The organism is Vibrio sp. vnigr-6D03 (genome assembly GCF_002835515.1).
GTDB lineage: Bacteria > Pseudomonadota > Gammaproteobacteria > Enterobacterales > Vibrionaceae > Vibrio > Vibrio penaeicida.
In genome coordinates, this window is the sequence record NZ_PIZL01000012.1 from 532,195 (window position 1) to 551,196 (window position 19,002).

The 19,002-nt window shown below is 45.5% G+C and carries 20 protein-coding genes; 10 read left to right on the plus strand and 10 right to left on the minus strand.

Translation table 11 applies throughout. The features are described from left to right. Positions 1-85 precede the first annotated feature (85 nt). From CW749_RS10325 to CW749_RS10360, 8 genes are all read right to left on the minus strand, one after another. Positions 86-634, minus strand: a complete 549-nt coding sequence (locus CW749_RS10325; RefSeq protein ID WP_101111936.1) for a flavin reductase family protein — start codon at positions 632-634, stop codon at positions 86-88. 12 nt (positions 635-646) lie between these two features. Further along, positions 647-1,885 (minus strand): styrene monooxygenase/indole monooxygenase family protein, encoded by a 1,239-nt coding sequence (locus CW749_RS10330; protein ID WP_101111937.1) that lies wholly within the window; start codon positions 1,883-1,885, stop codon positions 647-649. A 58-nt stretch (positions 1,886-1,943) separates the two neighbouring features. After that, positions 1,944-2,717 (minus strand): SDR family oxidoreductase, encoded by a 774-nt coding sequence (locus CW749_RS10335; protein ID WP_101111938.1) that lies wholly within the window; start codon positions 2,715-2,717, stop codon positions 1,944-1,946. A 229-nt stretch (positions 2,718-2,946) separates the two neighbouring features. After that, the gene (locus CW749_RS10340) at positions 2,947-4,815 is read right to left on the minus strand and encodes a cellulose-binding domain-containing protein (RefSeq protein ID WP_101111939.1); all 1,869 of its coding nucleotides are present in this window, start codon (positions 4,813-4,815) and stop codon (positions 2,947-2,949) included. A 14-nt stretch (positions 4,816-4,829) separates the two neighbouring features. Continuing rightward, positions 4,830-5,507, minus strand: a complete 678-nt coding sequence (locus tag CW749_RS10345; protein WP_101111940.1) for a DUF1566 domain-containing protein — start codon at positions 5,505-5,507, stop codon at positions 4,830-4,832. Continuing rightward, positions 5,504-7,024: an ethylbenzene dehydrogenase-related protein gene (locus tag CW749_RS10350; protein ID WP_101111941.1), complete on the minus strand. Its 1,521-nt coding sequence runs from the start codon at positions 7,022-7,024 to the stop codon at positions 5,504-5,506. Before CW749_RS10350 ends, CW749_RS10345 begins: the two co-directional genes overlap by 4 nt. A gap of 187 nt (positions 7,025-7,211) precedes the next feature. Beyond that, on the minus strand, positions 7,212-7,652 hold the full coding sequence (locus CW749_RS10355) for a hypothetical protein (protein WP_101111942.1): 441 nt from the start codon (positions 7,650-7,652) through the stop codon (positions 7,212-7,214). A 167-nt stretch (positions 7,653-7,819) separates the two neighbouring features. Then, positions 7,820-8,170 carry a hypothetical protein gene (locus CW749_RS10360; RefSeq protein WP_101111943.1) on the minus strand — a complete coding sequence of 117 codons (351 nt, stop codon included), beginning with the start codon at positions 8,168-8,170 and terminating at the stop codon, positions 7,820-7,822. Between the two features lie 862 nt (positions 8,171-9,032). Here CW749_RS10360 and CW749_RS10365 point away from each other — a divergent pair. The 10 genes from CW749_RS10365 to msrA all read left to right on the plus strand — a co-directional run bounded on the left by CW749_RS10365 (position 9,033) and on the right by msrA (position 17,361). Continuing rightward, positions 9,033-9,824 (plus strand): EAL domain-containing protein, encoded by a 792-nt coding sequence (locus tag CW749_RS10365; protein ID WP_101111944.1) that lies wholly within the window; start codon positions 9,033-9,035, stop codon positions 9,822-9,824. 287 nt (positions 9,825-10,111) lie between these two features. Further along, entirely contained in the window at positions 10,112-10,408 is a 297-nt protein-coding gene (locus CW749_RS10370; RefSeq protein WP_101112010.1) for a DUF3088 family protein, read from the plus strand. A gap of 281 nt (positions 10,409-10,689) precedes the next feature. Continuing rightward, positions 10,690-11,076 carry a Fe-S cluster assembly scaffold SufA gene (gene sufA / locus CW749_RS10375; protein WP_101111945.1) on the plus strand — a complete coding sequence of 129 codons (387 nt, stop codon included), beginning with the start codon at positions 10,690-10,692 and terminating at the stop codon, positions 11,074-11,076. Positions 11,077-11,079: 3 nt separating this feature from the next. After that, entirely contained in the window at positions 11,080-12,546 is a 1,467-nt protein-coding gene (sufB, locus tag CW749_RS10380; RefSeq protein WP_101111946.1) for a Fe-S cluster assembly protein SufB, read from the plus strand. Between the two features lie 6 nt (positions 12,547-12,552). Then, complete coding sequence (gene sufC, locus CW749_RS10385; RefSeq protein WP_101111947.1) at positions 12,553-13,299, plus strand: Fe-S cluster assembly ATPase SufC; 747 nt, start codon at positions 12,553-12,555, stop codon at positions 13,297-13,299. Then, positions 13,274-14,530, plus strand: coding sequence for a Fe-S cluster assembly protein SufD (gene sufD, locus CW749_RS10390; RefSeq protein WP_101111948.1), 1,257 nt, complete (start codon positions 13,274-13,276; stop codon positions 14,528-14,530). The genes sufC and sufD overlap by 26 nt, the downstream gene beginning before the upstream one ends. Then, a complete protein-coding gene (locus CW749_RS10395; protein ID WP_101111949.1) occupies positions 14,530-15,795 on the plus strand; it encodes a SufS family cysteine desulfurase in 1,266 nt (421 codons plus the stop codon). Before sufD ends, CW749_RS10395 begins: the two co-directional genes overlap by 1 nt. 3 nt (positions 15,796-15,798) lie before the next feature. After that, the gene (gene sufE / locus CW749_RS10400) at positions 15,799-16,203 is read left to right on the plus strand and encodes a cysteine desulfuration protein SufE (RefSeq protein WP_101111950.1); all 405 of its coding nucleotides are present in this window, start codon (positions 15,799-15,801) and stop codon (positions 16,201-16,203) included. A 175-nt stretch (positions 16,204-16,378) separates the two neighbouring features. Beyond that, the gene (msrB, locus tag CW749_RS10405; protein ID WP_101111951.1) at positions 16,379-16,822 is read left to right on the plus strand and encodes a peptide-methionine (R)-S-oxide reductase MsrB; all 444 of its coding nucleotides are present in this window, start codon (positions 16,379-16,381) and stop codon (positions 16,820-16,822) included. A gap of 11 nt (positions 16,823-16,833) precedes the next feature. After that, positions 16,834-17,361, plus strand: coding sequence for a peptide-methionine (S)-S-oxide reductase MsrA (msrA, locus tag CW749_RS10410; RefSeq protein WP_101111952.1), 528 nt, complete (start codon positions 16,834-16,836; stop codon positions 17,359-17,361). 117 nt (positions 17,362-17,478) lie between these two features. Here msrA and CW749_RS10415 read toward each other — a convergent pair whose 3' ends face one another. Together CW749_RS10415 and CW749_RS10420 are read right to left on the minus strand one after the other, a co-directional pair. Next, positions 17,479-18,015, minus strand: a complete 537-nt coding sequence (locus CW749_RS10415; protein WP_101111953.1) for a GNAT family protein — start codon at positions 18,013-18,015, stop codon at positions 17,479-17,481. 99 nt (positions 18,016-18,114) lie between these two features. Further along, complete coding sequence (locus tag CW749_RS10420) at positions 18,115-18,996, minus strand: SMP-30/gluconolactonase/LRE family protein (RefSeq protein WP_101111954.1); 882 nt, start codon at positions 18,994-18,996, stop codon at positions 18,115-18,117. Positions 18,997-19,002 lie beyond the last annotated feature (6 nt).

Genomic DNA, 19,002 nt, shown 5'->3' on the forward strand with positions numbered 1-19,002 from the left:
TACATTCTTCTCTTTTATAAAAACCCTTTCGATAGGAACAACCTATTCGAAAGGGGGCTTTATATTCCTATCTCGAGGAGATCTCTTAAGCACTCGCCAAAGAAGTAAACTTCCCTTGATGGAACACCAACGGAGAGTGCTCGGTAGAACTGGTTGAAAGAACGTGACCAATCAAGAGTAAGTGATCGCCGGCGGCGTTCTGCTCGACGTTTTTACAGACCAATGTGGCAATAGCCCCCTCAATTACAGGCACACCTTGAGAGTTGATGTGATAACCAACGCCATCGAATTTGTTCTCAACTTTTGAGCTGGCAAATAGCATAGCAAGATCCGCTTGCTCGCCAGAAAGCACATTGATGGAGAAGTGATCACAGTCGTTAAAGTTCGCCAAGTTAGGGGATTGGGTTCCTAAACTCCAAAGCACTAAAGGAGGCGTGAGGGAGAGCGACGCAAAGGAGTTGATCGTGAGCCCAATTGGCACGCCTTCTGTTGTTCGAGTCGCTACAATGGCAACGCCTGTTGGGTATTTACCTAGCGCTTTTCGCAGTACTTGAGGAAGCAAAGATTCGCCTCCTTGTTTCATCTGTTCTTGGCTCGTCGGTTTTTGGCTAATTTGAGTTGAGTTATGGCTCATAAATCTTGCCTCCTACGCACTTTTAACCGAGTGGGAATCAACGAAATTTCGACACAAATTGGCGTCATCCCACCAAGGGTAAAAACTCGGTGGATGATTGAACCCGTTTGCGATGGTTGAAGCGAGTGATGGGTATTGCTGTGCCGACGCGAGTAGTTCCAGAATATGGGGCGGAGGCGGAAGCAATAAACTGTTGGTCCAACTCACCACACTGCTTGCGTATTCCCAGAAAGTTTCGAAGGTTTGGTTCATCCAGTCGGCAGTAAATGGCTGCTCTCCTCGTGCCAAAATAGCGTCGCCGTACACTTTTGCGGCTTTGGTGGCATTGTTGGAGCCTTGACCTGTAATCGGATCGTTCGTTGCCACTGCATCGCCCATACCAAACACCAAGCGGCCCGAAGGTAACGTCATCACGGGCTTGCGAATGGTTGGTGGAAAACGACCAGCTAGAATGCCATTTTCGTCGGTTAATTCTGTGTGTTGGCAACGCTCGGCTTCCCAAGGGAGAAAGGTCTCTAAGATCTTCTTACTGGTGGCGAGGTGTTCTTGTGGGGTACTCACATCGTTCCAGCAATCCATAGGGCCGCCGGGTACACCTTCAAACACCATAATGTCGCAAGGACCCGACGTAGTGAAAGATGGGAAGGTAAAATACTCACCCACACCCGGAATCAAATTGAACGCGACTTGGCTGAAATCGTCCCGCTTTTTCATGCCATTGACGTAAGTAAGAGCAAGTGCGCGTTGTGGCTTACTGAATGTAGAGCGAGCTTCATCGCGTTCAAATAACCTGACGACGTCCCCTTTCCCAGCGGCAAGGAGCACGAGATCATGAGTGGCGGTGAGATTTTCTAGTTCTGGAACACCGACGTCATCAATGACCAACTTGCCTCCTTTGGATTCAAATAGCTCCATCCAAATCGGCATTTTAACGCGCTGGTCGACGGCTTGGGCTGGTTTGTCTAACTGAGCGCTCCAGCTTATGGCTTTTTCCCCTGCGATTTCAGGGTGGGGAACGGAAAACCCGATGCCCTCAACGTTTGGGCAATTGTTCTCCCATAGGTTTAAACCGGAATCCCGTTCGATTTGAAGCGCGTCGTCGAACATACACTGACTGGACAACACTCTTCCATCGCGCACGCTTTCTGGTGTCCGGTTGGTGATTACCGTCACGCGGTAATCATTGTCTAAAAGGCGAATAGCCAAAGGAAGACCGGCTTGTCCTCCCCCTACAATGGCGATGCTTCTCATGATTTCACTCCTTTGATAATTAGATGTCTCATCGTTCTGTTAAGTCTCAATTGATTTCTTACTCTGCCAAGCGAGGAATGGCGGGCTTTGCTTGTTCTGGACCCATTGCGGAATAGCCGCCATCCACCGAGTAATCCGAGCCTGTGACAAAGCTGGATAAGTCGGACAGCAAAAACGCCACAACTTGGGATACTTCTTCTGGTGTACCGACTCGACCCGCGAGATGAAAATCCGCGGCGACTGAATCGGTTTTTTCCCGATTTCCATCCGTTAATTCATCCATGATTCTTGACCAAATCCAGCCTGGAGAAACGGAATTGACACGGATACCGTCAGGAGAAAAGTCCATTGCCATACTGCGAGTGGCTTGAAGCAGTGCGGCTTTGGAAGCGGGGTAGAGCCAGCGACCGGTTTGCGCGATGGAAGAGGAAATACTGGTGAAGTTCACAATCGAACCACCACCTAGTTCCATCATATGGGGGCGAACGGCATTGGATATCATTATGGCGCTGACAAGGTTTGTATTGAGAGCGCTAAGCCAATCTTCTCGGTTGGATTCTTTTCCTTCGTCCAAATAGGTTGCGGCTAGGTTGACAAGGAAATGGATGCCTCCATGGGTTCGCATGGTAGCTTCAATACTGCTGTTTAGCTTTTCATCGTTTGTGATATCGACTTCGACGTAGCTTACATTTTTGTTATCCGTGTAAGGGGCTGGCGCAATATCAAATACCACCACTTTCACACCATATTCGAGCAGAGTATTGACGACCCCTTGCCCAATTTTTGTGACGCCACCAGTCACGATGGCGACTTTTCCTTTTAATCCTTTCATCGGCCCTCTCCTTGGTTTCGGTATCTAGATTGGTATACCTGTTGGCATTACCATCCTCCTTCTAGTGAGGTGTAATCTCTATCCACAATTGAATTCAGGTATCCAAAGCCTGCAGGTAAGTCGGCTGATATTGAGTCGGGAGAGCTGCTTTTGAAGACAATTAAAAAGCCCGCGACTATTCTCGCGGGCTTAGCTTACGTGTACTTGATGTTGATGTTGGCGCTAGCGATTACTGTCCGCAAACCAGGTCCCAACTGCCATCGCTGCCAGGGACGGAATCTGTCCAGTACTTGGCTTGGTAGATTTTCCCTTGGTAGACGATTTTATCACCTGTTCCAGCATGGCTCGGGTTGCCTGCCCAATCAGTTTGTGGCCAGTTAGGGTAAACATTGATCCCAGCTGTATTACAGGTTGTGCCGCCACCGCCGCCGCCAGTTCCTTTAGTGAAGCTAGCTTTTAGCGTCACGCCAGAGAACGCGCTGTAACCAGTTAAGTTGATGTAGTAGGTGCCAGTTTTTGGTGTGGCAAATGGGCACGATTCGTTGTTACCGTTTTTGTAAGGACGACAATCATGGCTGCTCGATGTTGGCTTGGAGCCATGTTTAACGTACAGATCCACATCACCCGAACCGCCGCTGGTGGCGATGGTTAGGTTGGTTGCACCGGCAGGGACAGCCAATGTATAGGTGATGGTTTGACCTTTAGACGCTGCGATCCCAGTTACTGGTTTGCCGTTTTCCAGTTCTTTACCTGTTGGTGGAGGCGGTGGTGGTGGCGTTATTCCTTTATCAATCACTGATAAGTTGTTGGAGGCACGGGTGAGTTTAAGGACATCCCCAATTTGAGATGCCGACCACCAGTTCACGCCACTTGGCAGTACGAGAGGGTTTTCATTGCGCTGCTCTCGGCTTAGTGTTTCGGCACCCGAACCAAATTGTGCGGTACGAACCTCTAATGTGTTAGGGCTAACACTTAAGACCTTGAATTGCTGAATACTGGCCAAATCAATGGTCCAGCTTTTCGGATCGTTTGCGCTACGAGCAGGGGCACCCCAACTGCCTTCACCTACATAAACCGTACCGCCAGAAGTGGTTGCGGTGAAGTTGGAACCAGAAGGCTTCAATGCTTCGGTAACTTTATTAATGTGCGTATCCGATTCAACCACCAAATTCATTTTGTGTTGATAGAATAAATTTGCCCACCAAGAAACCAATATGGTGTTGTCGCGCTTACCAGAATAATGCGGGTACATCGGTTTGTGATACTGCGCCATACGCCATTTTGCAGAGCTGGCACTGGCGGCTAAATCTTGGCTTAGCCAATTGTTCATGGCTGTTGCGTAGCTAGACCAACCGCTGTCTTTAAACTGGCTATTAAGGGTATAAACACGCAGCAGTGGTGATACGTTGAACGCACCATAGGTATCTTTAGGGTTACACGTTTTATTGCCATCGAAATCGGCACCAAAGACTTGGCAAACAGTACTGTAGTTGTCGTCTTCATGGTTACCGTGTGTGGGTACGAATGGGTATATACGTTTGTAGTTCACCCCGTCTATCAAATCGCTTGAAAACGTCAGTTGCCAATCTTTTAGGTATTCACGCATTTCAGAGGCGGAGTTTTGGTTGGTGTAGTCACCGCCATGCATGATGAACAATGGGCGTACCTTCGCAACCAATTTGTTGCCGGCGCGGCGATTTGTCCAACCTGTGCGTGTATCGCCTCCTGCAATCGCGACAAACGGAGAGTTGTCTGTTGGGGCGGTTTTGAACCAAAGGCGATCGCCACACCCTGCGTCGTCACACACTCGATAGTAAACCGGAGAGTTGGCTGGTAAACCACTTAACTGCACAAAGCTGCTTTTCAGTGAGTTAGCGAACGTATGGCTAAAAGACACATTGGCTTTTTTCCACTGCTGCTCGCTGGTGGTGAATCCATATTTTACGTGGTGATTCGCGCTTGTTGTCGGGGAAAACCCAATCGTGGCTTTTGATGATGGCGACCCATCCCAAACCAAACGGTGGTATTCACTTCCAGCGAAGCTTTGACAAGCCATAGCGGATAATCCGATCAGAATGCTTGTTCTGAGGTAATTCATTTTTTAGTCCTTTATTATTCATTACTTCTTTGATTAATTGACGTTAATGTCATCTGCGAGGTATGCCCCTCGCGGTGTGGCTTGGAAACCAACACCACAAAGGCAGCATTGCGATAAGGCAAAGGGTTCTCTTTACCTTCAAAAAGGTTGAAAGCCAGTGCTCCATGCTTTAAATGGCGGTACTGTTGATCAAGCGATTTATTGGCACTTATCGTCCAATAATCGCTGTTTTTAATACGTGGGAAGAAGTCTGTGGCGATCCGAGCCTGATTAGGTCTGTCGTTATTTTGCAGCAGCGAAACCAATTCCTTTGGTGTGGGTAGTCGCCAATTATGATTGCCGCATAGCCCTTGCGCATTGGTTCGTTTGATCAGCGCTTGGGTGTCGCATCGCCCGTCTTGATAGAAGCAATCCCCTTTATCGGGTGCGCCTAATTGTCCATTGAACCAAGAGTAGGTCCAGTCGGCATCGTGAATGGATTCGTCATCGGTTTTGACCCCCCATAGCAATCCTGTTTTTTCGTCGGCGACACACGCCCAAGGACCTTGCCAAGGCATCAAGTGTTCGCCAGTGTTGGTGACTTTCACGTAGCGAGGGTGCTCCAATTGAACGGGCAGTATGTTGAAGCTGACGTAGCTATAAATCGACGTTGCGGCAATCATGAGTAGCGTAGCCAATATTCTTAACTTCATTGCACGTACTCCAGCTGTATCGGGCGATGGTGTCGCGTATGGGCGATTTGGGAGTGATCGAAGGCGGAAACCCATATACAGGTGCCATCTTCTAAGGCAACGTCGTGCTCTGAGCCAGTGTCGTGTTTACGGGAGACTTCTAGTGTCCAATATCCGTTTTCCCACTTTCCTCTTGCGCGGACATTGGCTCTATCCCCTTCAAACTGGTTAGAGTGGTATAAAACCGAGGGCAACTCGCTGCCTTCAGGTAAGGTGTCGTACGTTTTTTGATAGGGCTGACTCCCAAACCAAGCGAGAGGTCGCGTGACCAATGAAGCTTCTGTTGGAAGTCGTTTGGGAGTGACAGAATGGGGGGAGTACCACTTCCAATTCATTTTGTATCCGCCACTGTCCTTGCCGTCTGCAAGGTAGCCTGCGGTGTACCGGCGTTCGCCAAATCGAGGTGTACTGGCAGGACCAAAGAAATTATCGTCTGCTTGAAACATATCGTTGGTGCGAACGGCTTTCCAATGCCACAAATCGCGGATCCGGTTATCCATGCTGGCGTGGTAGCCCTTACCGTGCCAGTTTTCGGGTTTGTCTTTAATCGGCTTACGACCAAGATATGCCGTGCCATCTGCACCGTAGCCGCAGGTACTGGAAATCATGACAGCGAATTTGTCTTCGTAGTAGGTTGTTTCATCGAAATGGTGGAACCCATTTTGCCTAACCACCCACTTGCCGTTTTGCTTAAATAAAGGCAGATGAGCAAGGCTTTTGGTGGCGTCTTTCCAGCGGAATAAAAAGTAAGTTTCAAATTGGTTTGCTGCGGCTTTTATCGAAACCGTTGTTTGCCCATCAATGAAATTGGCTCCTCCCGTCGTGAGAACGGAGATTTCATTTGCCTCTTGCCAAAAAGCTTCACTCGGTTCTCCATCTACATTAACCAGTTCATCAATACTTATTTTTTTAACTGTTAGAGGAAGCTGGCTGCCGGAATACATAAATGCCCATCCAGCCCCTGCGGTACCCAATGAAAGAAGAAGTGTAAATGAGAGTCGAGCTTGTTTTAGCGTTCGAAAAGGCACCACCATTTTGAGCACGTTTGCCCCATATTGAATGATGTAGACCAAGCTATGCAGTATCAAAAAAACTAACATGCCAATGGCAGACCAAAAGTGCCAAGCCTGAAAGTTCAGGAATTCGAACTGCCACCAATAGAGTGCGCCTGAAACCAGAGCCGAAAGCGTAATGACATAGCCAAAGTATTGAACCCAGAGGTGGTATGAAGAGGGTGTTTTGGTCGCCCGTTTCTTGCGGCGTAATACATAAAAAACGTAACCCAATGCGCTAGAAAAAAGGACGATACCACTTATGTAATGAAGATCATGCAGGTTGCCCTGAGGCAATATGGGGGAAAGCCAATATAAGGTTCGATCCGAGACCAAATGAATCCTCAAACCCGTGAGTAAATTAATGAGAGCAGAAATAGAGACAAGTAAATGGAGAAGAATAAAGTTGAAACGCTTGGGGGTCATGTTCAGTTCAGTGCAAAAGCCAATCAAATGAGTAAGGTTTGATGGTAGAAGCTAGAGAACGAATTACTATTTAAACTCCGTGAAAATTCCGTTACTTACTAAATTGGTTCTATTTTTGTTATGCAACAAAGTGTATCTTTCAGTAATTATTTGTCACAGATAACGTAAGTCGAGTTCTCATTTTTGATTAGAAAGTCATTTGATAGTATTGCAACTCGAGTAATCTATCTCTAAGCAGTTTAGATTTAAATTGACCGCGGTCAATCGCAGAGGACGTGCCAAAATTGTCTTTTGACCATACCTCCTCAATGAAGGTGAATTGTGAATTTAGAAAGGCTTCCCATGCACCATGTGACGCCTGAAAAGTATCTCTTTCTGTTTCTGTAAGCTTCAGAGCAATATCTTCGTAAGTGCTTTTAATTTCTCTTGAAAGAAATTGGTGGTACTCCGTGTATGCTAAAAGCGTAGAGCGGTATCCTATTGCGTTGTTTATTTTCTCTATATAAACAACCGAATTAGAGTCCAATTCTGCCGCTTTGTTTACCCCATTTGGATTATCGATAGCCCACGAGCAAAACGAAAGAAAAAGTGCAGAACCGAATACTACTGTTTTTAAAGTTTTTACCATATTGAATGCTCCTTTTCTGCAGGAATTTGATAACGAAACAGCTATCTTGGCGGGAGCTTGTATTTCAATAAACATTACGGTTTAAAAAAGAGCGAGATTTACAAGGCATGTCTAGATTCTTCGGTGATTGAAGTAAAAAATGCCAGCATTGGTTGCTGGCATGGGGGTTAATCACTGATCTTTATGGTTCTCACATTCCTTTCTATGGCGCTTTGTTTCCATTTTTCCCAATTTCGCCAATCTGCTTCAAACTTGATGAAAACACGACCTTTTTCATCAAATTCCAAGCCAGAATCTTCGAGGGCTATATATGGGATAACTCCGGTAAACATCCATTTATCTTTTAACAGCTTTACTTTACAAGCGGATACTCTCAATGCCGGAAGTGCTGGATACTGACGTACCCACTGCTGCCAAGCATAAAGTGACTCATTATAAAACCAGACAAATGTGCCTTCTTTGATTCCAACTATATATCCTGGGGTGCGAGCAAAACGAGCTTTATCAATCAGTTTCATCTCATCCTCTTACGGCGTTTATACGCCAATTACAGCAAGTTAAATTTGTTACCAACTGGATGGAGGAGGTGTTATCCCGCTATTTTTGTTTTGCGGTTTGTTTTTATATCTAAGCAGTACCAGGCAAAGGTTTTCCTTCGCTCTTGTGGCTGTTTAGTGCTTTCTATTAAACGGAATAAAAATGCTGTAACAATAGAGTTATCAAAAGTGAGACTGTTATGGTGAACACTTTATAAAAGCGGGTTTGAAGTGAATACCCCTGTCAGAAGTTGAATGCGTGCTATTAATTTTTGTGAAACCTGCAGAATCCCAGTTTAATTCTTAAGTTGCATTTTTGTGACAGTAATTCAAGAGAGTTTTGGATACGCAAATATAAATATCTAAAAATAGGAACGAGTTAGAGGTTTTCACTAATTTTGACAGGAAATCCCCTTAGATATGAAACGGAACTCGAATTTATATTGATATGATTCGCATTATTGGTTGGGTACCAGATTCTGGTATTCCATTTTTGATTATTTGATACGGTTTTTTTATGCGCTTGCTGATATTTTCTTGATGTGAGCCGAAAAATTAATTATTTGCTGTTACATATAATTGTTCAGTTTCGTACTAAACCCACTGTGGCTAAATGGCTCAAGGTCTTTGTTTAACCTCTTTGGTTGTTCAATATATCTACTCGAGTTATAGCTAAATAGAAAAGAAACGTTTGCGTAATATATACCCAGGTAAACTCAAGTTACTGGGCTTTAGACCAAATACTCTATTTGAGCGTAGAAGTCACTTGAGTGGAAAAAGCGGGGACACATCGCAGTGGGTAGCAATGTCGGCGTCATAACAAATTTAACTCTCTAGGCTTTAGATGAAGGTAACTTACAACACAGTAGATGATCCAGTTCAAGAACTGGTTGAGATTGATCCTGATGGATGGGCGTTCATTAAATACGATGGCTTTATTTTTAAAGGGGTGTATCAGCCTATCTTTGACAGAGCCGGGCGCATCGTCGCCTATGAAGGTCTCGCTCGAATAACAGATATGGACGGGGCAGTAATTAGCCCTGAAGAATACCTAAAACCCATTCGACAAAATCACAAAGGCTTGATGCTGTTTTTTCTGATTACAGGCAAAGTCCACTTTATCAATTTCTCAAAGTTTTCTTCGGGTAGCGTCTCTCTTTTCGTTAACGCGCCTCCCTGTGTGTTTAATACATTAGGGAATATATCTGGTGCAATCGAGCAATTACTAATACGCCTAAAAATGTTGGGTATTCCACGAGAGAGTGTGGTGTATGAAATAATGGAAGACAGCAACTCAGAAATGTCTTTAATGGCACAAGGTATCGAAAACTTAAAACAAGTTAATATCCGTGTTGCGTTAGACGATTTTGGTTCAATGCACTGTGACATGACAAGGGTGAAGCGACACCAAGTAGACATTGTGAAAATCGACAAAACACTCATTCAAAATGCCGAAGAAAACAAAGCACAGCTTTTAGAGGTGATAGAATATTGCCGCTCGAAAAATATCAAGATCGTGGCTGAAGGGATTGAAACACATGAACAAAAAGCACAGATGATGAAATTAGGAATAGATTTCTTTCAAGGGTACTTTATGGGTAGACCCACTCCCGCTAAAACCATTATACCCAAGTGACCTCAAAATGCAGGATTCAGAGCCTCATAGTCTGTTCCAGTTCAAGGAGAAGGACGCAGTGGAATGACGAGTCCTTTCCAAGTTCTTTGACGATGAAATGGGACAGAATATGGGCTCCCAAGGGCGAGTTTAACTGGCTTTCATACTGCGTTACCGATTCTTGATTTAGAACCACTAGATCTTCAAATCGATGCCTTGTCTGAATGCCAGTTAACGCTCGCTGAACCTAGCATCTTGAGGTTACTTGGGTATAACATGGCACTTCTTACAGACTGAGTTGAATGTACATGAAGCCTATTTTATTTGTGTTGAAAATGCCGTTCCAAGATGAGGGAGAGAGCTGGATTTGCTCTCATTGCGCTTTGATTGAAGGAGCGATTCAAGTCAACCAAAGTTGGGAAGATCACATCGATATACGAAGAATAGATTTTCCTAAACCGAGAAGGGAAGTAGTCGAGCTAATCGGTGAAGATAAGCAGTGGTTGCCAGTGCTTATCTTAGAAGACAACGTGACCCTAACCGACCCGATTGAAATCATCAATTACCTTGCAAGCACCTTCGGCGGAGCCAAAGTTCACCCTTAGCTCTTGCTATAAATATTGTCTATATATACTCAAGCAATTCTCGCTGAACCTAGCATCTTGAGGTAGCTTGAGTATCGGTCAATTTACCTTAGTAAGAGTAATGAAAAGGGTCGAAGCGCAGTATCGCGTTTTTCGCTTGATGATCGTCAATGTTTCTCTTCGTCTTTTATCCCCAACCCTTTGTTTCTTATATTTATCCCCTTAACCCTTTTTTGCGTAAGGTTGACCTACTAATGATAATCATTATCATGTGCACATCTTTACTACGATAAGGTGTGGTTATGGCATCTCATACCGGAGAATCCGTTAATACTGACGGAGCAGAGTCGTTCTCAATCGAGGACGCCCAATGGCAAGGTATTACATTAACACCCGCAGCAGCTAAACGTGTACAGCAGCTTTCAACTGATGGAAAAGCAATTCATTTGTCGGTGAAGTCTTCTGGTTGCACTGGCTACGCGTACGTTCTCGATCAAATTGATGAACCTCAGCATGGTGACCTTTCTTTTGAATCTAATGGTGCAACTCTATTTGTTGCGCTTACTGCGATGCCATTCCTTGATGGCACTGAAGTGGACTACGTCCGCGAAGGGCTGAATCAGACCTTTACCTACAAAAATCCTAACGTCAAAGCCGAGTGTGGCTGTGGTGAGAGCTTTGGTATTTAGCAAATGACTGCAATTGAAATTCAGCCTGAAGTCCAAGAGGCGATGAATAAGGAAGGATACAAAGAAGGGTTTTATACTCAGCTTGATAACGACACCTTAGAAAAAGGCATTAATGAGGAAGTGGTACGTGCCATTTCAGCCAAAAGGAATGAACCAGATTGGATGTTAGAGTTCCGTCTGGAAGCATACCGACTTTGGAAAGACATGGAAGAGCCTCATTGGCTGAAAGCGGAATACCCATCCCTGGATTACCAAAACTACAGCTATTACTCCGCACCAAGCTGTGGCAAATGTGAAGGAAGCGATCTTGAATCCGACGGTTCGAATGAATTTCTGACCAAAGAAGTGGAAGACGCGTTTGACCAACTAGGTGTGCCTGTTCGTGAAGGTTCTGAAGTGGCCGTTGATGCCATTTTCGATTCCGTTTCAGTGACCACAACTTACCGTGACGAGCTGAAAGAGCAGGGCATTATATTCTGTTCGTTCAGTGAAGCGATTCACGACTATCCAGAATTGGTACGCAAGTATTTAGGTACGGTTGTTCCTCCAAAAGACAACTTTTTTGCGGCGTTGAATGCTGCCGTTGCATCTGACGGATCGTTTGTCTACATTCCGCCTGGTGTGCGTTGCCCTCGTGAATTATCGACCTATTTTCGAATTAACCAAGCAAAGACTGGTCAGTTCGAGCGTACAATTCTAGTGGCGGATGAAGGCGCGTACGTGAGCTACATCGAAGGGTGTTCTGCGCCAGTTCGCGATACCTACCAGCTGCATGCTGCGGTAGTAGAAGTCATTATCCACAAAGATGCGGAAGTAAAATATTCAACGGTTCAGAACTGGTTCTCAGGCGTTGAAGGTTCCAAGGGTGGAATATTGAACTTCGTGACCAAGCGTGCTGTGTGTGAAGGCGCAAACAGTAAAATGTCTTGGACACAGTCAGAGACGGGTTCTGCGATTACTTGGAAATACCCAAGCGTTATCCTTAAGGGTGATAACTCTGTCGGTGAGTTTTTCTCGGTTGCATTGACTAATGGCGACCAAAAAGCCGACACCGGTACCAAGATGATCCACATTGGTAAGAACACCAAGTCGACCATTATCTCTAAAGGTATCTCTGCGGGTAAGAGTGAAAACAGCTACCGCGGGTTGGTGAAAGTATTGCCAAGTGCGGAAGGCGCTCGAAACTTTACCCAGTGTGATTCAATGCTTATCGGTGCTGATTGTGGCGCGCATACGTTCCCTTACGTAGAAGTGAAAAATTCTACCGCACAGGTTGAGCACGAAGCGACGACGTCTCGAATCGGTGAAGATCAGCTCTTCTACTGCGTTCAACGTGGTATCAGTGAAGACGATGCTATTTCGATGATCGTTAACGGCTTCTGCAAAGATGTATTCTCTGAGTTGCCGCTCGAATTCGCTATTGAAGCACAAAAACTCCTTTCCATCAGTTTAGAACACAGCGTGGGCTAACCCAGTATGTTAGAAATTAAAGATTTAAAAGCCAGTGTTGAGGATAACCAAATCCTTAACGGTATTAACCTATCCATCAAGCCAGGCGAAGTACACGCCATTATGGGACCAAACGGTTCAGGCAAAAGTACGTTGTCTTCTACGCTGGCTGGTAAAGACGATTACGAAATCACGGATGGTGAAATCCTGTTCAAAGGCAAAGACCTAGCGGATCTTGATCCCGATGAGCGCGCTGGTGAAGGTGTATTCCTTGCATTCCAATACCCAGTAGAAATTCCGGGTGTGAGCAATAAGTTGTTCCTGAAAACTGCACTGAATGGCATCCGTGATTACCGTGGTGAACCTGAACTGGATCGCTTCGATTTTGAAGACCTGCTTGAAGAAAAAGCAGACTTGCTGAAAATGCCTGTCGATTTGCTTAACCGTTCTGTAAACGAAGGGTTTTCTGGTGGTGAGAAAAAACGCAACGACATCCTACAAATGGCAGTACTAGAGCCACAGCTTTGTATTCTTGATGAGACGGACTCGGGTCTAGATATTGATGCACTTAAAGCGGTATCGGATGGTGTGAACGCATTGCGCGACGGCAACCGTTCTTTCATCGTGGTGACTCACTACCAGCGTATTCTTGATTACATCAAACCTGACTTTGTTCACGTTCTGTACAAAGGCAAAATTGTGAAATCTGGCGATCACACCTTGGCGAAAGAGTTAGAGGACAAAGGTTATGGTTGGATTATCGGAGAAGAGTAGAGATGTGGCGTTAACGCGTCTTCGCTCTCTTGCGGGTCAGTCTAGCTGGCAAGAAAATAGCTGGCAGTCATTAGCGCTTTGGGGGATCCCGAATGCTAAACACGAAGACTGGAAGTACACGCCTCTGGATGATTTCCTAGCGTTATCACACCGCGCACCTGCACAAAACAGCATTGATAGCATTTCATTTGAAAGTATCAGCATGAGTTTTGATTGCTATCGTTTGGTTTTCTTTGATGGAAAATTGATATCGGAATTGTCTGACGATATCCCGAATACCATCATCAAAGACATCAACGAATTGGATGATGCAGCTCAGCACCAATTGTCTAGCAACATCAATCAAGAAGCGTTCTCTGCGCTTACGGACGCAACGGCTACTGCTGGTATTTATGTTCAAGTGGGTAACGATACTCAGCTTGAGAAACCGATTTATCTGTTTCATCTGAATTCTGGTGGTGACGGTGAACTTTGTAGCTACCGACATCATGTTGAGCTTAGTCGACTAGCGGAATGCCATGTTTACGAGCATCACGTGTCTCTGAAGCAAGGCGGCGGTGTGACTTGCTCACGGCTGACTGCGAATGTCAGTGATGGCGCTAACTTTAAGCACATTAAGTTGATTGAAGAAAGTGCTGAGCAACATCATTTTGGTCACAATGATATTACTCTGTACCGCGATAGCCGCGCGACAAGCCATACTTTCTTACTGGAAGGTAAGTTGGTAAGGCATAACACCAGTGGCATTTTGAAAGGTCAGGGCGGTGAAGTTGAAATGAACAGCTTAACTTTACCGAAAGCGGATCAGGTGTTTGACACCAGAACCTATCTTCGCCACAAAGCGGCACATTGTAATAGCCACCAAACGCATAAAGTGATTGGTAAAGACAACGGTGTTGGTGTCTTTAACGGCATGATTTATGTCGATAAAGGTGCAATCAAAACCGATGGTCAAATGGACAACCACAATTTGCTTCTAAGCGAAAAGTCCCAGATCAACAGTAAGCCGCAATTAGAAATTTATGCCGATGATGTGAAATGCAGCCACGGTGCAACCACTGGGCAAATTGATCAGAGCCAAGTGTTCTACCTTCAAGCTCGCGGAATCCCTAAAGCCAAGGCTGAAAAGATGATTACGTTTGCATTTGCAGGTGAACTGACTGATGAGATCGAACACCCAGAAGTGCAGCAACATATCATTCGTCGGATCGAACAGAAATTGGACTTGTAATGAGTAAAAGTGTGAAAGATAACCAAGCAGAAACATCACAAGGAATAGGTTGGCGTCAGGATTTTCCTACTTTGAACCAGGAAGTCGACGGCAAGCCTCTTGTGTATTTAGATTCTGCGGCTAGCGCACAAACTCCAAACCGAGTCATTGACCGCATGTCCCGATTTTATCGGGACGAATATGCGTCGGTTCATCGCGGCGTGCACCAACTCAGCGCCAACGCCACAGATAACATGGAACAGGCTCGCGACAAGGCTCGTGCTTTTTTAGGTGCTCAGTCTCGTGACGAAATCGTGTTCACTAAAGGCACAACGGAAGCTATTAACTTAGTCGCCAATGGTTTTTTGAAACCGCTACTGCGCCTGAAAGGTAACCAGCCTAGTGAGATCGTGATTTCTAGCTTAGAACATCACGCTAACATCGTCCCTTGGCAAATGCTGGCAGAGCAATTCAATTTAACCGTGAAAGTCTGGGAAGCGAATGAACGCGGCGAGCTAGACATTCACGCATTGGAACTATTACTGACCGAAAACACGGCTTTGGTGGCGGTAACGCACATCTCGAATGTACTGGGTTCTAGAACGCCTATTGAAGACGTTACGGAATTGGCACACAAAAACGGCATTCCAGTGTTGTTAGACGGTGCACAAGCAGTAATGCACGAAACCGTAAATGTTGAAGCGTTGAATTGTGATTTTTACGTATTCTCAGCCCATAAGCTCTATGGACCAACAGGCATTGGTGTTCTGTTCGGCAAGAAAACCTTGCTAGACGCTATGGAGCCGTGGGAAGGCGGCGGTGCAATGATAGACAAAGTCTGCATTCCATCGGGTACGACTTTCAACCAAGCACCTTGGAAATTTGAAGCAGGCACTCCTAACATCGCAGGTATTCTGGGGTTAGGCGAAGCCATTGATTATGTCCAAGAGGCGGGGCTGGATGCCATTGCCCAGTACGAAAACGAGTTAATGGATTACGCCTTAACTCAACTGGCAAGCATTGAAAATATTCAAATTTACGGTAACCCAAGCCATCGTGCAGGTGTGATTCCGTTCAATTTAGGCAATCACCACGCCTATGATGTAGGTACGTTTTTAGATAGATATGGCATCGCAATTCGTACTGGTCATCACTGTGCCATGCCTCTTCTGGAGTCATTGAGTCAATCTGCGGTATGTCGCGCATCCATTGCCATGTATACTACGCGCGAAGATATTGATGCCCTCGTGGCAGGACTCAAACGAATAAATCTCTTGTTAGGATAAAACATGACGCCAGAAAAGCTCGTTAAGAACTTTAACCGTTGTCAGGATTGGGAAGAGCGCTACCTGTACATTATTGAACTGGGAGACCGCCTGAACGCCATATCAGACGACAAACGCACGGACGACTATTTGATCAAAGGTTGCCAAAGCCAAGTTTGGCTCGATCAAGTTCAAGACGAAAAGGGCGCGTTCCATTTTTTTGGCGACAGCGATGCAGCCATCGTGAAAGGGCTGATAGCCGTAACGGTTATTGCGTTTGAAGGTAAAACATCGAAGGAAATTTTAGACTTCGATATCAACCAGTGGTTTGAAGAGCTTGAACTGCACAAGCACATCACACCAACCCGTTCTCAAGGGTTATCGGCCATGGTTGCTAGCATTCAAAAAACCGCTGAAATTTATTCTTAACCACCTCGGTCTAATCATTACCTGCTCCAAATCTCGGGGCGGGTAATTCCTTATCTTGGTCAGCAGACCCTAATTCTAATTCTCTAATTTGTTCTCGTTCATAGTGCGAGTGCGATCTGATCGTATTCCATTCATATGGGCTATAAAACAGAGATCCGACACCGAGGTACCCATCATGTTGAATTGGCAAAGTGTGATTGAATATGCAAGCAACGGCAATCTGAAACCAGATAGAGTGATTCATAAGCCGGAAGCGGAATGGAAAGAACAGCTGACGGATGAAGAGTTTCGGATCACTAGGCAAAAAGGCACAGAGAGGGCATTCAGCAGTGAATCGTGCAGCCTATTTGAACCCGGGATTTATCATTGTGTGTGCTGCGGAACATCGTTATTTGATGGCAGTGTGAAATTCGAATCCGGTTCTGGCTGGCCATCATTTACCCAGCCTGTCAAAGCCAATGCCATTGCGTACCATATGGATGAGTCTCATGGTATGCGCCGCATTGAAACGACCTGTAATACCTGTGAAGCACATTTAGGGCATGTGTTCCCAGATGGTCCGCCTCCCAGTGGGCTGCGCTATTGCATGAACGCCGTCGCGTTAAAGAAAGCGGAATAAGAGAGGTAATTATGACAATGTCAGTAGCAACATTCGGTGGTGGCTGCTTTTGGTGTACAGAAGCGCTATTCCAACAAGTCCGCGGTGTTAAATCGGTAGCCAGTGGCTACAGTGGTGGGCACACCAAAAATCCCGCTTACCGTGAGGTGTGCAATGGTACGACGGGGCATGCTGAGGTCGTGCAAATTGAGTTTGATTCCGACGAAGTCAGCTTTGCAGATTTGGTTGAAATTCACTTAACCACTCATAACCCAACAACGCCGGATCGCCAAGGAGCAGACAGAGGTACGCAATACCGCAGTATCATTCTGACCCATGACGATGAACAAGATGAAACCGCCCGATCTGTCATAGAGACGCTGTCTCCCGAGTTTGAACACCCGATAGTGACTGAAGTCGCCCCATATGAGCAGTTCTACAAGGCGGAAGAAAAGCACCAAAACTATTACCGCGCTAACCCTGAAGGTCGATATTGCCAAATGGTGATTTCACCAAAGCTGAACAAATTCAGGGTATCTCATGGCGACAAAATGAGATAGAGACGCAAGGAAATAGAAACACAAAAGCGCCCCCTCGTTATTGAGGGGGCGCTTTTTATTTTGTTGAGTTGCTTTAAGTTGACTTGCTTTATAGGTTGATCTGAATTGAGAGTGTAATCACCGATGGCTTTTCAGTAATCCATATACCGCGTGATCAACGACTCGTCCATTGAGGTTTTCATTGCGCGTAATAACGCCTTCTAATGTCATGCCTAGTCTTTCTGCAACCGCGCGACTTGCTTGATTGTCTACGGCCGCATGCAGTTGGGCTTTCTCTAATTTTAACTCTTCGAAAATGATGTCTAATAGAGCAAGGCATGCACGGGTAACGATCCCGTTTCCTTGTGCAGACGCTTCAAGCCAATAACCAATTTCAGCGCGGCTCAAATTGTGGTCAATCGAATTGAGTGATGCCGCGCCTACCAAATTGCCTTTATAGATAATGACGCAAGTAAGCGATTTTCCTTCAGCGTAATTCTGTAGAGACATGCGAATAAAGCTCAAAAAAGCGTCTTCGTTATCGCAGTGTGGCGGCCACGCTAGCCATTGAGAGAGATAATCTAAATTATCGTTGCGAATTCTTAGAAAATCCTTTGCAAATGAGGGTTGTACCAGTGCTAGCTGGATTTCATCGTCAATGTGTTTCGTGAACATTCTTATCTGATTATTTTCAAACGATAGATGCTAAAAACGCTACTCTCGCGAAGAGTAAAGTGCAACCTCTTTGTTATCTTTTGCGAGTCAGTGAATGTGTTATGGGGACATCTGCGCTTCAAATTCAAAATCAGTACCGCTCACATCAGCATCCAAGTCGATTCTGAGTGTTGTACCAGATAAGGGTTGGCGCTGTAATTCTTGCTCTGTCATGTTGTAGGAGGCCGTGGTAAGTGCGAGTACTCCGTTATCAATAAAGGTGCAGCGAGTGGTATGTCGAATGGGTAGAGGGATGCTCTGGACATATTGCCCATCGCTTTCATAAACCGTAATAATGCCCGCATCCCAATGACAAACATAAAGCTTGCCTTCAGAATCGACTTTTAAACCATCAGGAAGCCCTGTTCCTTGAGGGAGTTCAACAAAAACGCGCTTCGATTGAATGGTTTTCCAACGCGAATCCAGCTGGTATCGATACACTTTCCTTTGAAACATATTGCTCACGTAGGCACAGTGATTTTTTACGTCAAATGCAATGCCATTGGCGACTGAGAAGCCGCAATCCAATTGCTGAATTTGCATCGTTTCCTTATGCAAAATAAAAAGTGCTCCGTCCGGAGCCTCGAGCTCGTCTTGATTCATTGTGCCAAACCAAAGATCGCCTACTGGGCTGACGACTCCGTCATTGGGTCTCAACTTAGGATTGTTATTAACGGGGTTTCCGAGGTATTCGTAACGTTGGAAATTTGGATCGCATGCGTAAATGCCTATCTTGGTCACCAAGAGCCAGCCAGACTCTCGTATTTTCGCTATAGCAGTCACTGGGAGTCCGATGTGGAAACATTGTGTTTGCTTAGAATGAAGATCGAATTGGTAAATGTGACTGGATTCGGCATCCACCCAAACCAATACCTTACCTTCAACGCAGATCGGAGACTCTCCAATGATGCAAGTGGAGTCTTCTAACATGTCGTAATTCATGATAAT

What these genes read in the sequence shown, in the direction of transcription:
- sufE (WP_101111950.1), top strand. Translation starts at nt 15,799, where the DNA reads ATGACGCCAGAAAAGCTCGTTAAGAACTTTAACCGTTGTCAGGATTGG.
- sufB (WP_101111946.1), top strand. Translation starts at nt 11,080, where the DNA reads ATGACTGCAATTGAAATTCAGCCTGAAGTCCAAGAGGCGATGAATAAG.
- CW749_RS10345 (WP_101111940.1), bottom strand. Translation starts at nt 5,507, where the DNA reads ATGAAGTTAAGAATATTGGCTACGCTACTCATGATTGCCGCAACGTCG.
- CW749_RS10335 (WP_101111938.1), bottom strand. Translation starts at nt 2,717, where the DNA reads ATGAAAGGATTAAAAGGAAAAGTCGCCATCGTGACTGGTGGCGTCACA.
- CW749_RS10395 (WP_101111949.1), top strand. Translation starts at nt 14,530, where the DNA reads ATGAGTAAAAGTGTGAAAGATAACCAAGCAGAAACATCACAAGGAATA.
- CW749_RS10330 (WP_101111937.1), bottom strand. Translation starts at nt 1,885, where the DNA reads ATGAGAAGCATCGCCATTGTAGGGGGAGGACAAGCCGGTCTTCCTTTG.
- CW749_RS10340 (WP_101111939.1), bottom strand. Translation starts at nt 4,815, where the DNA reads ATGAATTACCTCAGAACAAGCATTCTGATCGGATTATCCGCTATGGCT.
- CW749_RS10350 (WP_101111941.1), bottom strand. Translation starts at nt 7,024, where the DNA reads ATGACCCCCAAGCGTTTCAACTTTATTCTTCTCCATTTACTTGTCTCT.
- CW749_RS10365 (WP_101111944.1), top strand. Translation starts at nt 9,033, where the DNA reads ATGAAGGTAACTTACAACACAGTAGATGATCCAGTTCAAGAACTGGTT.
- CW749_RS10370 (WP_101112010.1), top strand. Translation starts at nt 10,112, where the DNA reads ATGAAGCCTATTTTATTTGTGTTGAAAATGCCGTTCCAAGATGAGGGA.
- CW749_RS10325 (WP_101111936.1), bottom strand. Translation starts at nt 634, where the DNA reads ATGAGCCATAACTCAACTCAAATTAGCCAAAAACCGACGAGCCAAGAA.
- CW749_RS10420 (WP_101111954.1), bottom strand. Translation starts at nt 18,996, where the DNA reads ATGAATTACGACATGTTAGAAGACTCCACTTGCATCATTGGAGAGTCT.
- msrB (WP_101111951.1), top strand. Translation starts at nt 16,379, where the DNA reads ATGTTGAATTGGCAAAGTGTGATTGAATATGCAAGCAACGGCAATCTG.
- sufC (WP_101111947.1), top strand. Translation starts at nt 12,553, where the DNA reads ATGTTAGAAATTAAAGATTTAAAAGCCAGTGTTGAGGATAACCAAATC.
- CW749_RS10415 (WP_101111953.1), bottom strand. Translation starts at nt 18,015, where the DNA reads ATGTTCACGAAACACATTGACGATGAAATCCAGCTAGCACTGGTACAA.
- CW749_RS10360 (WP_101111943.1), bottom strand. Translation starts at nt 8,170, where the DNA reads ATGAAACTGATTGATAAAGCTCGTTTTGCTCGCACCCCAGGATATATA.
- sufA (WP_101111945.1), top strand. Translation starts at nt 10,690, where the DNA reads ATGGCATCTCATACCGGAGAATCCGTTAATACTGACGGAGCAGAGTCG.
- sufD (WP_101111948.1), top strand. Translation starts at nt 13,274, where the DNA reads ATGGTTGGATTATCGGAGAAGAGTAGAGATGTGGCGTTAACGCGTCTT.
- msrA (WP_101111952.1), top strand. Translation starts at nt 16,834, where the DNA reads ATGACAATGTCAGTAGCAACATTCGGTGGTGGCTGCTTTTGGTGTACA.
- CW749_RS10355 (WP_101111942.1), bottom strand. Translation starts at nt 7,652, where the DNA reads ATGGTAAAAACTTTAAAAACAGTAGTATTCGGTTCTGCACTTTTTCTT.